At 74.1% G+C, this 12,927-nt stretch carries 11 protein-coding genes; 6 read left to right on the top strand and 5 right to left on the bottom strand.

Annotated elements, in window-relative coordinates:
- Positions 1-68: 68 nt before the first annotated feature.
- Both ABGB06_RS02200 and ABGB06_RS02195 read left to right on the top strand, forming a co-directional pair.
- A complete protein-coding gene (locus ABGB06_RS02200; RefSeq protein ID WP_347584888.1) occupies positions 69-1,427 on the top strand; it encodes a WD40 repeat domain-containing protein in 1,359 nt (452 codons plus the stop codon).
- Positions 1,428-1,477: 50 nt separating this feature from the next.
- Positions 1,478-1,648: a hypothetical protein gene (locus ABGB06_RS02195; RefSeq protein ID WP_347584887.1), complete on the top strand. Its 171-nt coding sequence runs from the start codon at positions 1,478-1,480 to the stop codon at positions 1,646-1,648.
- On the opposite strand, the gene ABGB06_RS02190 is transcribed toward ABGB06_RS02195, so the two are convergent.
- The gene (locus ABGB06_RS02190; RefSeq protein WP_347584886.1) at positions 1,645-3,066 is read right to left on the bottom strand and encodes an MFS transporter; all 1,422 of its coding nucleotides are present in this window, start codon (positions 3,064-3,066) and stop codon (positions 1,645-1,647) included. The genes ABGB06_RS02195 and ABGB06_RS02190 overlap by 4 nt on opposite strands.
- Positions 3,067-3,092: 26 nt before the next feature.
- On the opposite strand from ABGB06_RS02190, the gene ABGB06_RS02185 reads away from it, so the two are divergent.
- Positions 3,093-3,614 (top strand): CGNR zinc finger domain-containing protein, encoded by a 522-nt coding sequence (locus ABGB06_RS02185; protein ID WP_347584884.1) that lies wholly within the window; start codon positions 3,093-3,095, stop codon positions 3,612-3,614.
- Positions 3,615-3,638: 24 nt separating this feature from the next.
- On the opposite strand, the gene fdhD is transcribed toward ABGB06_RS02185, so the two are convergent.
- Positions 3,639-4,475 carry a formate dehydrogenase accessory sulfurtransferase FdhD gene (fdhD, locus tag ABGB06_RS02180; protein ID WP_347584883.1) on the bottom strand — a complete coding sequence of 279 codons (837 nt, stop codon included), beginning with the start codon at positions 4,473-4,475 and terminating at the stop codon, positions 3,639-3,641.
- Between the two features lie 320 nt (positions 4,476-4,795).
- Here fdhD and ABGB06_RS02175 point away from each other — a divergent pair, with 320 nt between their 5' ends.
- Entirely contained in the window at positions 4,796-5,461 is a 666-nt protein-coding gene (locus ABGB06_RS02175) for a lytic polysaccharide monooxygenase (RefSeq protein ID WP_347584882.1), read from the top strand.
- 308 nt (positions 5,462-5,769) lie between these two features.
- Positions 5,770-7,824: a translation factor GTPase family protein gene (locus ABGB06_RS02170; RefSeq protein WP_347585421.1), complete on the top strand. Its 2,055-nt coding sequence runs from the start codon at positions 5,770-5,772 to the stop codon at positions 7,822-7,824.
- 207 nt (positions 7,825-8,031) lie between these two features.
- Here the strand turns inward: ABGB06_RS02170 and ABGB06_RS02165 are convergent, their stop codons facing one another.
- Positions 8,032-8,979, bottom strand: coding sequence for a DNA-formamidopyrimidine glycosylase family protein (locus ABGB06_RS02165; protein ID WP_347584881.1), 948 nt, complete (start codon positions 8,977-8,979; stop codon positions 8,032-8,034).
- Between the two features lie 113 nt (positions 8,980-9,092).
- Between ABGB06_RS02165 and ABGB06_RS02160 the strand changes: the two genes are divergently transcribed.
- The gene (locus ABGB06_RS02160; protein WP_347584880.1) at positions 9,093-9,248 is read left to right on the top strand and encodes an LPFR motif small protein; all 156 of its coding nucleotides are present in this window, start codon (positions 9,093-9,095) and stop codon (positions 9,246-9,248) included.
- A gap of 128 nt (positions 9,249-9,376) precedes the next feature.
- Here the strand turns inward: ABGB06_RS02160 and ABGB06_RS02155 are convergent, their stop codons facing one another.
- Both ABGB06_RS02155 and ABGB06_RS02150 read right to left on the bottom strand, forming a co-directional pair.
- On the bottom strand, positions 9,377-10,882 hold the full coding sequence (locus ABGB06_RS02155) for a vanadium-dependent haloperoxidase (RefSeq protein WP_347584879.1): 1,506 nt from the start codon (positions 10,880-10,882) through the stop codon (positions 9,377-9,379).
- 443 nt (positions 10,883-11,325) lie between these two features.
- A complete protein-coding gene (locus ABGB06_RS02150) occupies positions 11,326-12,732 on the bottom strand; it encodes a glycoside hydrolase family 6 protein (protein WP_347584878.1) in 1,407 nt (468 codons plus the stop codon).
- Positions 12,733-12,927: the final 195 nt, after the last annotated feature.

Genomic DNA, 12,927 nt, shown 5'->3' with positions numbered 1-12,927 from the left:
GCGGTTCCGGAACCGGAGGACGGGATGACGGGCGGTCACTGTCAGTGGCGACCAGTAGCGTGGCCGGCATGAATGGTGTGGAGACCACGACGACGCTGCGGTCGTCGGCCGGGGCGGGGAAGACGCGGTTCTACCGGATCGCGGTCGACGGGTCGCGGCTGGTGCGCGTCGCGTGGACCGAGGGGCGGACGCCGCGCGAGACGGTGGTCGAGTGTGACAGCGAGCGCGAGGCGGCGCGGGAGTCCGCGAAGCTGCGCGGGAAGAAGCTGCGGGAGGGCTTCGCGTACGTGGCCGACGCGGAGCGGGCGGCGCACGGTGACGTGGTGTTTGACGTGCAGGTGCCGAACCGCTGCTCGGCGGAGGCGTTCGACCTGTCGCCGGACGGCCGGACCCTGGTGGTCGGGACGATGCTCAGGGAGGCGTACGGCGCGGAGCTCCACCTGATCGACGTCGGCACCGGCGAGCGGCGGCTGGTGCACGCCGAGGCCGTCGCCCCCACGGGCGAGGGGGCGGGCGGGCCGACGCAGACGTTTCTGCACGCCGCGCTCTTCGACGCCACGGGCACCCGCTTGGTCTACGCGATGAACGGGGAGACGCGGCTGCTCGATCTCGGCTCGGGGGAGACGCAGGTGCTGGCGCGGTACGAGGAGTTCGCGGACGCCCGGTTCAATCCGTTCCGACTGCGGCCGGCCCTGGACGCCGCTCGCCGGCGTCTGCTCCTCTTCGACGCGGGCGACCGGGTCCGCGTGCTGGGCCCGGAGCGCAGCGATGGGGGCGCCTCCCAGGCCTCCGGGGCCTGGGGGAGGGACCCCCTCTTCGAGACGGGCACCGCGCGGCCCGGCTTCGAATGCTGGGCCGCCGGCCTGTCGCCCTCCGGGCGGCTGTTGGCGCTGTGCTTCTCCAGGGGCTCGCGCTATCGGGCGGACGATCCGCAGGTCACCGAGGTCGAGATCTGGGATGTCGACCGGGGGGTGGAGCTGTGCCGGATACCGATGGGCCGGCCGGCGTACGTGGTCGGGTTCGACCCGTCGGAGACCGAGTTGGTGGCCGCCGTCGAGTTCGCCGACGGGCCCTGCGCTTTCTCGGTGGAGACGGGCCGACTGCTGTGGCACTTCCCCGACCCGTTCCGGGACGACCGCTGGGCCACCTGCTACGGCTGGGCGTACTCGCCGGACGGCGGGACGCTGGCCATAGGCCGGCGTGGGGAGACCGAGGTCGTCGACGCCGCCACGCGGCGGGCCGATCCGGCCTTCGCGCCCATCCCCGGCGACGCGGGCACGGGCCGGACCAGGACGGTCAGGTTCTCCGCGGACGGCGGGCTGATGGCCGCCGGCGGCGACTCCGGCCGGATCATCCTGCGCCGCCGCTGCGGGCCCGGCCCGGCATCCGCCCCGGCTACCGCGCCGGCTCCGCCGGGTACGCGCTGATCATGGTGCCCGGATAGGCCTCGGGCGGCTCGGCCAGGTAGTGCTCCTGGTTGTCCAGGAAGGCGCGCGGCTTCGCGGACGACGGCTCCTCGCTCGACGCCTGCGTCCTGGACCGGCTGAGCGCCCAACTGTCCGACCTGGACGCCCGCATCGCCGACCTGTGCCAGGCCCGCACCGCCCTGGCCGGGCTCCTCACCGCCTCCCGGGCGAACGCCGCCTAGGCAGTGTCGCGGGCCGGGGGGTCGGTGGCCCGGCCGTTTCGGGTGGCGGCGTGGCGGCGGCGTTCCGCGGGGGCCGTGATGATCAGGGCGACGGCGGTCATCGCGGCCAGCAGGCCCCAGGCCGGGGCGAAGCTGCCGGTGAGGTCCCTGAGCAGGCCGAGCACGGGCGGCACCAGGATGATGGCCGTCTGGTTGACGGACATGGCGAGGCCGAGGGCGAACCCGGTCCGTCCCGGCGGCGCGGATTCGGCGACGTACGCCACCCAGGGGCCGTACCAGCCGAAGCCGAAGAAGCCGAGGCCGACGAGCACGACGCAGGCCACCACCGGTGCGCGTCCCGCCGGGGTCATCAGCACCCCCGTTCCGGCGATCGCGGCGACCATGCAGAGCATGACGGTCGGGTAGCGCCCGGCACCGCCGGAGCCACCGGAGCCGCCGCGGTCGCTCCAGGCCGCCAGGCCGATCCGCCCGAGGACGCCGGCGCCCTGGGCCGCCACCAGGACGAGGGCCGCGGTACCCGCGCCGACGGACGCCACGTCGTGGAGGTACAGCACCGTCAGGATCCCCACGCCGTACTGCACCGAGATCAGGCTGACCCCGGACAGCATGATCGTCACCATGGCGGGTTCGCGCAGCATCCGCAGCCGCCCGGCGAGGCCCGAGCCGCGCCCGTCACGCCGCCGCGCGCCCGGACCGGGCGCCGGTTCGGGCGCGGGAACGGGTGCGGGAACGGGCGCCGGCTCGGGCGGCCGGCGGTGGAAGGCCGTGAAGACGCCGGCGCCCAGCAGCGCCACGAGCGCACCGGCCACCAGCGCCGCCCGCCAGCCGTGGGCCTCGGCGAGCAGCGGCAGCGCGGCCGAGGCCAGCGCGGCGCCCAGCGGCAGCCCCGCCTGCCGGACGCCCATCGCCAGTCCCCGCTGCGACGCGTGGAACCAGGACGCCACCGACTTGCTGCCGCCGGGCTGAACGGTGCTGTACCCGGCGCCGACGACCAGCAGGACGACGAGCAGCCAGGCGTATCCCGGCGCCAGGCTCCCCACGCCCAGGCCCACCGCGACCACACACGCGCCCAGCCCGACGATCCACCGCTCGTCGTAGCGGTCCAGCAGTTCGCCGGCCACCAGCAGCCCGACCAGCGGCACCAGTTGGACGGCGGAGACCAGCAGTCCCAGCTGGGTCGTGCTCAGGCCCAGGTCACGCTGGAACTGGAGGCCCAACGCCCCGATGCCCTGCACGAAGAAGCCGGCCGCGGCCTGGGTGAAGGTGGCGATGCCGAGGATGACCCAGCGGTACCGCCACGCGTCACGCGCCGAGGCGCCGGGCGTGGAGGCGCCGGGCGTGGAGGCGTCGGGCGTGGAGGCGTCGGCGCCGGGCGGGCCGCCTCGGGCCGGTGCGGGGCCACCGGTGCGTGGTCTCATGCGGACCAGCCTGTTGTAATGGTCTTATGCATCTCAACCCTTACGGCGAGGGTGCCGTGAAACTGGCCGCGGACCTCGCCAACCGGCCGCCGACGAGCGCCGAGGAACTCGCGGACCGCTGCCGCACCGCCGGGATGGCGCTGGAGCTCCCGGTCACCCCGCACGACCTCGACGCCACCCTGGCCACGCTCGCGGCGTGGGAGGAGGTCGTCGACGCCGCCGACGAACCCCGGCGCGCCGCGTCGCTCAACCAGATGCTCGCCGCGGCCAGCGCCCATCCGCGGCTGACCGACCACGCCGGCAGCGGCTGGCACCTGCACTACCGCGACGACCGGCAGCCGCTGGGCGCCCTGCTGTCCTCGCTGATCGCCGTCGGCACCGCACTGCACCTGGCGGGCCGCGGCATGCACCGGCTCCGACGCTGCGCCGTCACGGACTGCACGGCGATCTTCGCCGACACCTCCCGCACCGGCCGCCAGCGCTACTGCTCGCAGCGCTGCGCCAACCGGGACGCGGTACGCCGGCACCGCGCCCGCGCCACGGGGTGACCCGCGCCCGGCACGCCCCCGGCCCTACGGGACGAGGGCGGCGTCGAGGCGATGCGGCGCGGCGTAGATGTTCATCGAGGTGCCACGCAGGAAGCCGATCAGGGTGAGGCCGGTCTCGTCGGCCAGGTCGGCCGCGAGGGAGGAGGGCGCGGAGACCGCGGCCAGCGCCGGGATGCCGGCCATCACCGCCTTCTGCACCAGCTCGAACGACGCCCGGCCGCTGACCATCAACACCGTGCCGCGCAACGGGAGCAGACCGGCCCGCAGCGCGTGCCCGACCACCTTGTCCACCGCGTTGTGCCGGCCCACGTCCTCGCGCAGGCACAGCAGGTCACCGGCCCCCGAGAACAGCCCGGCCGCGTGCAGCCCACCGGTGGAGTCGAAGACCCGCTGGGCGCGGCGCAACCGGTCGGGCAGCGCGCTGAGCAGCTCCGGGCTCAGCTCCAGCGGGTCCTCCGCCACCGACCAGGCCGCGACCGTGCGGACCGCGTCCAGACTGGCCTTGCCGCACAGCCCGCAGGAGGAGGTGGTGTAGACGTTGCGCTCCAACGAGGCGTCCGGAGGCGCGACCCCGGGCGCCAGGGCGACGTCCACGACGTTGTAGGTGTTGCCGCCGTCCGCCGTGGCCCCCGCGCAGTACCGGATACCCGCGACCTGGTCCGCGCGGTGCAGCACACCCTCGCTCACCAGGAAACCGACCGCGAGGTCGAAGTCGTGCCCCGGGGTACGCATCGTCACGCTCAGCGGACGACCCCCGACCCGGATCTCCATCGGCTCCTCGGCGACCAGCGTGTCAGGACGATGACTCACCACCCCGTCCCGGATCCGCAACACCCGCCGCCTCGCGGTCACTCGCCCCATGGGCCACGTCCTCTCCTGGTCCGGTGCTGGTCCTCGTCCGGTGCCGGTCCTGGTCCTGGACCACCGGTCGGGGCCCGCGGCGCTCCGGCCGGGTCGGCCGAGGGCGCGCCCAGCACGCCGGGCGTCCAGCGTAGGCGGCCCGGCACCGGCCGGCTCCGCGAAACTCCTCGTTTTCCCCTTCGAATCACCATCTGCCGTACACATAGCGCCCATTGAGAGACCATCAGGTGTTTCGAATGTGCCCCTCCGGGTAAAGCCTGGGTAATTTGGGAGCGCTCCCAACGCTGGGACTCATCGCCGGAAGAGGGAGATCGCACGAGATGAACAACGCCCTGGTACACAAGAGATGGACGCTCCGCGTCTTCGCGCTGCTGTCGGCGGCGCTGATGCTGTGCCTGATGCCCTTCTCGAACTCGGCCAACGCCCACGGTTCGACCATCAACCCCGCCTCGCGCAACTACCAGTGCTACCGGGACTGGGGCAACGACCACCTGAACCCGTCCATGGCCCAGCAGGACCCGATGTGCTGGCAGGCGTGGCAGGCCAACCCCAACGCCATGTGGAACTGGAACGGCCTGTACCAGAACAACGTCGGCGGCAACCACCAGGGGAAGGTGCCGAACGGGACGCTGTGCAGCGGCGGCCACGCCGAGAGCGGTCGCTACGACGCCCTCGACACGCCGGGCGCCTGGCGCACCACCAGCGTCGGCAGCAGCTTCACCGTCCAGCTGTACGACCAGGCCAGCCACGGTGCCGACTACTTCCAGGTGTACGTCACCCGGCAGGGCTTCAACCCCGACACCGAACGCCTCGGCTGGGACGACCTGCAGCTGGTCACCACGACGGGCCGCTACGGGCCCAGCCAGAACTACTCGATCCCCGTCAGCGGCGTGACCGGACGCAGCGGCCACCACGTGGTCTTCACCGTCTGGCAGGCCTCCCACATGGACCAGGTCTACTACCTGTGCAGCGACGTCCGGTTCTGAACCGCTGAGCCACCGCGAGAGCCGCACCAGAAGCCTGAGCCGCACCACCACCGTCAGAGCCGCACCAGCAACCTGAGCCGCACCACCGGCTCGGGAGCCGCACCGCCGGGCGCCACCGCGCGCCCGGTGGTGCGCTCGTTTTAATGCCGCGACCGGCCGAGCGCGGTGCGCTAGGGTCGGCCGCGTTCACATACGTCACGGGCGGGCCGGAAGCACCGGCCACGGGAGTGAGGAGAGCGAGATGCGGCGTTGCCTCGGAGTTTTCGAGTCGCTGTCTTCCCACTTTCCGACTCCCGAGGACCCAGGTGATCAGCAACACCCTCAATATCGGCATTCTCGCCCACGTCGACGCCGGTAAGACCAGCCTCACCGAGCGGCTGCTGTACGACAACGGGGCCATCCCCGAGCTCGGCAGCGTCGACGCCGGCAGCACCCAGACCGACTCCGGCGACCTGGAACGGGCTCGGGGCATCACGATCCGTTCCGCGGTCGCGGCGTTCGCGGTCGGCGACCTCCAGATCAACCTCGTCGACACCCCGGGACACCCCGACTTCATCGCGGAGGTCGAACGCGCGCTGTCCGTGCTGGACGGCGCGGTGCTCGTGCTCTCCGCCGTGGAGGGCGTGCAGGCGCAGACCCGCGTCCTGATGCGGTCGCTCCGCGAGCTTCGGCTCCCGACGCTCCTCTTCGTCAACAAGATCGACCGCAGGGGCGCCCGGCACGGCGACCTGCTCGCCGACATCCGGCGGAAGCTCGCCCCGCACCTGGTGCCGATGAGCACGGTGCTCGACCCCGGCACGCCGGGCGCCCGGGTGCGCCCCCGGGCCGACCGGCGGCAGGCGGTCAGGGAGCGGACGGCGGAGACGCTCGCCGAACACGACGACGCGCTGCTGGCCCGGCTGGTCGACGGCGCGGTGCCGCCGGCGGCGGAGCTGCGGCGGCTGCTCGTCGAGCAGACCGCCGCGGGCCTCGTCCATCCGGTGTTCTTCGGCTCGGCGCTGACCGGCGAGGGCACCCGGGAGCTGGTCGACGGCATCAGGTCGCTGCTCGTGCCACCCACCGCCCGCCGCGACGCGCCCACGCGCGGCACGGTGTTCGCGGTGGAACGGGCGGCCGGCGGCGAGAAGGTCGCCTACCTGCGGCTGTTCGCGGGCGAGGTGCGGGAGCGGGAGCGCGTCACGTTCCGCCGACGCGAGCCGGGCGGCGCCTCGTTCGCCTACGACGGGCGGATCACCGGCGTCGAGGTCGTCGCCGCGCCCGATGCGGCGACGGGCGGGGCGCCGGGGCGGGGTCGGCTGGCCGCGGGCAGCATCGGTCGGCTCCGGGGCCTGGCCCGGGTCCGGGTCGGCGACCGCCTCGACGCCCCCGATCCGGTCGCCGACCCGGACCCGGCGCGGACACCGACCTCGGGCTTCCACTTCTCCCCGCCCAGCCTGGAGACCGTCGTGCGCCCCCGGCGCGCCGGCCAGGAGGCGCGGCTGCACGCCGCGTTGACGAGCCTGGCCGACGAGGACCCGTTCATCCGCACCCGGCCGGCCGGCGACGGCGGCACCTCGGTGCTGCTCTACGGCGCCGTGCAGCAGGAGGTCATCGCCGAACGGCTGCTTCGCGCCCACGACATCGAGGCGGTCTTCGAGGAGATCCGGCCCGTCTACGTGGAGCGGCCGGCCGGGGTCGGCGAGGCGAGCCAGGAACTGGGGCCCGGCACCGACCAGTTCTGGGCGACGATCGGGCTCCGGGTGGCGCCGGCGCCGACCGGCTCCGGCGTGGCCTACGCGAGCGACGTGGAGTGGGGTGCGCTGCCCCGCTCGTTCCACCGGGCGATCGAGGAGACGGCGCTGCGGACGCTGGAACAGGGCCTGTACGGGTGGGAGGTCACCGACTGCACGGTGACGCTGTTCCGGGTGGGCTACGACGCGCCGAACAGCGTGGCCGCGGACTTCCGCAACCTCACGCCCCCGGTCCTGCTGCGGGCGCTCCGCGCGGCGGGCAGCCGGGTCTACGAGCCCTGCCAGTCGGTGGAGGTCGAGGTCCCGCGCGACGCGCTCGGCGCGGTCGTCGGGTTCCTCGCCCAGCTCGGCGCGGACGTGACGGGGTCGGCGGAGCGCGGCGCGTCCTGGGTGGTGACGGCCGACCTGCCGGTGCGGCTGGTGCAGGACCTGACGCGCGCCCTGCCCGGCCTGACGCACGGCGAGGGCGCGCAGTGGGCCCGCCCGGGCCGGGACCGCCCGGTCCGCGGCACGCCGCCGCTCCGCGAGCGGTTCGACGGCAACCCGCTCAACTACGACGAGTACCTCCGCTTCCTGTCCAACCGCGACCTGGCCGGCACGACGAGCGCCACGCGCGGCGGGGCGGGAGGCTGACACAACCGGCCACGGTGCGGGCCCACAACGGTGCGGGGCCTTCCGGCCGGGGCGGTCCCGGGCCCGCGACGGCCGGCGCGGGGACCGGATACCCCCGGGGGCCCCGTCTCCCGCACGGGCCGGACGGCGGGGCCCCGGCCGCCCTCGGATTCGAAGGGCGAACCACCACCGGCCACCGCCGCGCGGCCCGGACGCGGCCGACTCGGCTCAGGGCGTGGTCGGGGAGGGGCCGGGCTGGCAGTGGGGGCACCAGTAGGTGGGGCGTTCTCGGCCGATCTCGCCGTGGGTCTCGTCGGCGACCCGCACCGGGGTGCCGCAGCGCGGGCAGGGGCGCCCGGCCCGCCCGTAGACGTGCAGGCGCTGGCGCGGCGCGTCGGCGGGCACCCCGGCGACGGGAACGCGTCGCGAACCCCCGCGGGTCCGGGCGAGCGGGGGGTGCCGGGCCGCTCGTTCGCCGCCGCCCGATCCCCCGCCCCCGGCGGGGCCCGCGGGGCCGGTACCACGGTCGGCCGCCAGGCCGACCGTGGTCCGCATCGGGCGGTCCCGGTTGGCCTCCAGCAGTCGCCGGGCCAGCGCGAGCAGCCGCTCCGGCGCCGGCACCTCGCCGACCGGCAGCCACGGCGTGACTCGCACCAGGAAGCAGAGCTCGGCCATGTACACGTTGCCGATGCCGGCCAGGTTGCGCTGGTCGAGGAGCGCCGAGCCGATCGGCCGGGCCGGGTCGGCGAGCAGCCGGCGCAGCGCCTCGTCCTGGTCCCAGTCGGGCCCGAGCAGGTCGGGTCCGAGATGGCCGACCACGCGCCGCTCGTCGGCGGTGCGCAGCAGGTCGAGAACGGGTAGCCGGTAGCCGACGGCGGTGCGGTCGGCCGTGCCGAGGATGGCGCGGATCTGGTGCGCGGGGCCGCCACGCCACCGCTCCCCCGGCGCGTACACCTGCCACGCGCCGTCCATCCGCAGGTGCGAGTGCAGGGTCAGCCCGCCCTCGATCCGGGTCAGCAGGTGCTTGCCGCGCGGCGTGACGTCGAGGACCTCGCGGCCGCGCAGGTCGGCGGTGGCCAGCCGGGGCACCCGCAGGTCGGAGCGGACGAGGCGCCGCCCGGCCAGCGCGGTGTGCAGCCGCCGGGCGGCCTGCCAGACGGTGTCGCCTTCGGGCATGCCCCCATGATGCGGTATCGCGTGATGCGGTATCGCGCACCTTCTCCGGCGCCGGCCGACCCGGGGCGGCGGACCCGGTGTTTCCGCTGTCGGCAGCGGGTTACCCGTGATGCATGTTCCGAGCGATAGCAGACATCCTCCGCGCGACCGGTGGCCTGCTCGCCACCATCGTGACCTTCCCCTTCCGTGTCGTGGCGCGGCTCTTCGGTGGAGCCTCGGACACCGCGCACCGGGGGCGGCGCGCCACGCCGCGTCGCCGCCGCGTCTGAGAAGAACACTGGCGCACGTCCGAGCGCGACGGCCGGCCGGCATTCGCCGGCCGGCCGTTCTCCGCGCCGGAGCCGGCCGTCGGTCCCGCCGGTCGACGTCAGTCCCCGCCGGTCGACGTCAGTCCCCGTCAGTCCACGTCGCCGTCAATGTGGCGGCGCACGAACGCGTAGGCGCGCTCGGCGACCCGCGGGCCCAGCTCCCAGCTGGCCTCGACGGTCGCCGGGAAGTGCACCCCGCCCCACACCCGGCTCATACCGCAGTCGTGGTTGTACTCGTCGAACGTGTCCCAGCGCAGGTTCAGGTCGGTCGCCGGCGTGAGCCCCGGCTCGACCAGTGAGGAGCCCTGCGGCAGGGTGACCGCGTAGCCGATCTCGTCCGAGTCGAGGTAGAGGCTGGCGGCGTGGGCCTGCGCGGCGGCGAGCGTGGTCGAGCCCGACGGGTACTCCGCGTGGTCGCCCACCCTGATGAAGCTGGTCCACTGGGTGGCCGGGAGGCTGACCGTCCCCTGCCCCGCCCCGCCCCAGGCGGTGATCTCGCCGTCCCCGTACACGTACCGGACGGCGCTGAACGGCCGCACCGCGTCGTGCCGCACCTTCTCGCTCCAGGCCGCGATGCCGGCGTCGAACGTGGCCGTGGAGCAGACCAGGCACAGCTCGATCCAGCCGTCGAGGTCCAGCTGGTGGTGCTCGCACATGGCGGCGACGGCCCGGCCGATCCCGGTGAACTTGTTGTCGAAGAACTCGGCCATCATCTTCTGCTCGTCCGTCAGCGCGGCGGACGCGGCGACCACCTCCTCGACCTGCTCGCGGTAGCCGGCGCCGCGGGGATCGCTGGTGGGCGGCGGCGGGATGCGGAACTCGGCCGGGTCGTCGAACGAGTACGGCTTCGTGACGGACCAGTGCGGCAGCGAGAACGCCTGCACCGTGAACGCGCCGAAGTCGGACGGGAAGCTGGGGTCCAGGCGCCGCAGGTGCGGGCCGAGCTCCGGCTGCCAGTGGGCGGGCTCGGTGAGCTCGAAGGCGGTGTTCCGCGGCTGGTAGCCGATGTAGTCGGCGTACGGGCGGCGGTTGAACCGGCGTCCGCCCTCGTCGCCGAGCTGGTTCATCCCGTCGTGCATCCTGGCCTCGACGACGCCCCATCCGGCGAGGTTGCCGATGCCGATCGGGTTGTCGGTGCTCTCCTGCCGGTCGTCCGGATCGAGGCCGAACCGCAGCATCACCTCCCGGCGGTCCTCCACCACCTGGGGCAGCAGCCCTTCCAGCACCCGGAACGCCCCGTAGAGCACCGCGATGTTCTTGTTCCGGTTGGTGTGCTCGCTCGTGGGCCGGCGGTCCAGCCGCGTGTAGATGCCGACGGCGGTCGCGTGGTACGGCGCGGTCGCGTCGAACCAGGCGGTCTGCGAGAGGTGCGTGACGCGGAAGATGATCGGCACGTCCATCGCGGCGACCGGCTCGTACAGGATGGTGCTCCAGCCGAAGAAGAAGTCCCGGATGATGTTGCCGTTGTCGAAGTCGAAGTCCTCCGGCTCCACGATCGTCCGGTCGCTCGGCGCGGCCGTCGAAACGGCCGCTCTCGCCGTGGAGTTCCCCCCGACGAAGCCCAACCCCGCTGCCCCGAGCGCACCCTTCAGCACGTCACGACGCTGTGGCCCGTAACCACGCATCCCCGGTCCTCCCCTCTCGTTCGCGTGAACACTCACGCGCTCACATGAGAGCAGCGGCCGGAGAGGCCCAACAAGAACACCCTGACCAGCGTCACCCCGACGAGCGAAATCCGTCGAATCCACATCCGATCCGCCCCGCCCCCACCCCACCCCGACGCACTACGGCGCACGCCGGGCGCCACGACCGCGTGCCGATGGCAGGACGGCGCCTCAGGCCGGTGTCCCTGGGGTGCCCGGGTGACGCGTAGACCAGGTGCACAGTGCGTCGAGCCCCGTCGACGGGACAGCGGACCCGGCCGCCCGCCGTCACCTCGTACTCCCACTGCGGATACTCCCGTCCGCCGATACTCCCGTCCGCCGAGCGTTCCCTGGCGTAGCGGCCGGCCGGGGTTCCGACCGGGGTCAGGGCCGGGTCAGGGGAGCGGCGGCCAGGCGTTGGCGAGCAGGCTCGCGAAATGCTCGGCGAACCACCGGCCGGTGGGCGGTGCGGCGAGCAGCGCCCCGGTCGGGTTGTTCCCGTTGCCGGCGTTCCCGGTGTACGTCGGATCGCAGAGCGGCGTGAAACCGGCGTTCTCCTGCGGCAGCGGGATGCTCGCGCCATCCGACTCCCCCGGCGGCTTGACCCACGCGTAGGCGTCGATCCCCGGTTCGGGCGCGGCGGTCGGCCGCTCGCCGAGGCCGGCGCCGGCCTGGTTGCACCAGTTGCCCTGGTGCAGGCGGCGGTCGGTGCGCCCGGCCTCCACGTACTCCTCCGCGGTGGTGGCGGGTCCTGGTCCGGTCGGGCGGTCGGGCCCGCCCCAGCCGTTCCGCGAGGTGTCGACCAGCGCGCCGATCCCGGGGTCGAAGCCGCGCTCGATCGCCGCCTCCCGGAAGGCGAGCGCGTACGGCACCTCGTCGGCGAAGCCGTTCCCCGCCAGCCAGCCGCTGCCCTCGCTGACCGGCTCGCCGTCCACCACGTCGTCGGCGGCGAAGTACGGCTCGTGTGTCGCCGCGTAGCCCGCCACGTTGGTGACGAGGCCGTGCACGGCGTCGACGGTGCCGCCGGCGGCCGTCGCGGCCCGGTACATCACCTCGACCGCCGCGTCGAAGGTGTCGTCGAAGCCGAGCTGGCCGTGGTTGCCGATGTCGAGGTAGGGATAGACGTTCGGCAACGTCCCGAGCCGGGCGAGCGCGTAGCCCACGCCCTCCAGGTACACCCCGTTCGCCGCCACCTGCCGGCAGCCCTCGGTGGCCTCCGGACGGTCGCCGGTGTGGGTGACCATCCTGGCCAGCGAGTCCGGTTCGACGACGGCCACGACCCGCAGGTCGGCGTAGGCCGGGTCGGCCAGGATGTCGGCGATCGGGTCCACGAACTCCTGCCGGTAGCGCGGCAGCTCGTCGAGCCACATCTCGGCGTTCGACATCAGCCAGTCGCAGTCCCGGTACGGCAGGTCGTTCAGCACCACCTGGACCACGTCGGCGCCCTGCTCCAGCGCCGCGTCGAGGTGGTCGCGCAGCCCCATCGCGCCGTCGAGCCCGGCCACGGAGGCGATGAAGTCCAGCCACACGGCGGTCGGCTCGCCGGCCACGGCCGCGCCGCCGGGTTCGGCGGCGGCGCGCGCGGACCACTCGGGGTTCACGTAGACCCGGGCGCCGGCGTACGGGTTGTCCACCCGGACCGCCGCGGCCTCGGCATACGGGTCGGCGGGTGCGGCAGGCGCGGCGGTCGCTGCGGGAGCGGCACCCGCGGTGCTCAACAGCCCGGCGGCCAGCGCGAACGCGCCCACGACGGGCAGCACCCGGCAGGTGCGGCCGGAACGGGCACGGCTACGGGGTTCCATGGCATCTCCTACCGTGGGAGCGCTCCCAGACGAACGGAGCCTAGCGGCCCTCGACCCGCCCGAGAAGGCGTCCGACGGCCCCCACCCGGCCCGCCCGAACGGCCCACCCACACAACCCGGGCGTATCGCCCGCGGAAACGGGGGTACTCGTTCAACTTCCCGGAACGACCCCGAGGATCCGAGAGATCAGAGAGA

Source organism: Streptomyces sp. B6B3, assembly GCF_039871525.1.
In the GTDB taxonomy this organism is placed as follows: domain Bacteria; phylum Actinomycetota; class Actinomycetes; order Streptomycetales; family Streptomycetaceae; genus Streptomyces.
Note: the sequence above shows the minus strand (reverse complement) of the source record. Positions and strands in the feature narration are given on the sequence as shown.

Bases quoted from the DNA above. Each gene is read 5' to 3' on its own strand.
- ABGB06_RS02160 (WP_347584880.1), top strand. From the start codon at position 9,093: ATGTTCCGAGCGATAGCAGACATCCTCCGCGCGACCGGTGGCCTGCTC.
- ABGB06_RS02200 (WP_347584888.1), top strand. From the start codon at position 69: ATGAATGGTGTGGAGACCACGACGACGCTGCGGTCGTCGGCCGGGGCG.
- ABGB06_RS02190 (WP_347584886.1), bottom strand. From the start codon at position 3,066: ATGAGACCACGCACCGGTGGCCCCGCACCGGCCCGAGGCGGCCCGCCC.
- fdhD (WP_347584883.1), bottom strand. From the start codon at position 4,475: ATGGGGCGAGTGACCGCGAGGCGGCGGGTGTTGCGGATCCGGGACGGG.
- ABGB06_RS02185 (WP_347584884.1), top strand. From the start codon at position 3,093: ATGCATCTCAACCCTTACGGCGAGGGTGCCGTGAAACTGGCCGCGGAC.
- ABGB06_RS02165 (WP_347584881.1), bottom strand. From the start codon at position 8,979: ATGCCCGAAGGCGACACCGTCTGGCAGGCCGCCCGGCGGCTGCACACC.
- ABGB06_RS02150 (WP_347584878.1), bottom strand. From the start codon at position 12,732: ATGGAACCCCGTAGCCGTGCCCGTTCCGGCCGCACCTGCCGGGTGCTG.
- ABGB06_RS02175 (WP_347584882.1), top strand. From the start codon at position 4,796: ATGAACAACGCCCTGGTACACAAGAGATGGACGCTCCGCGTCTTCGCG.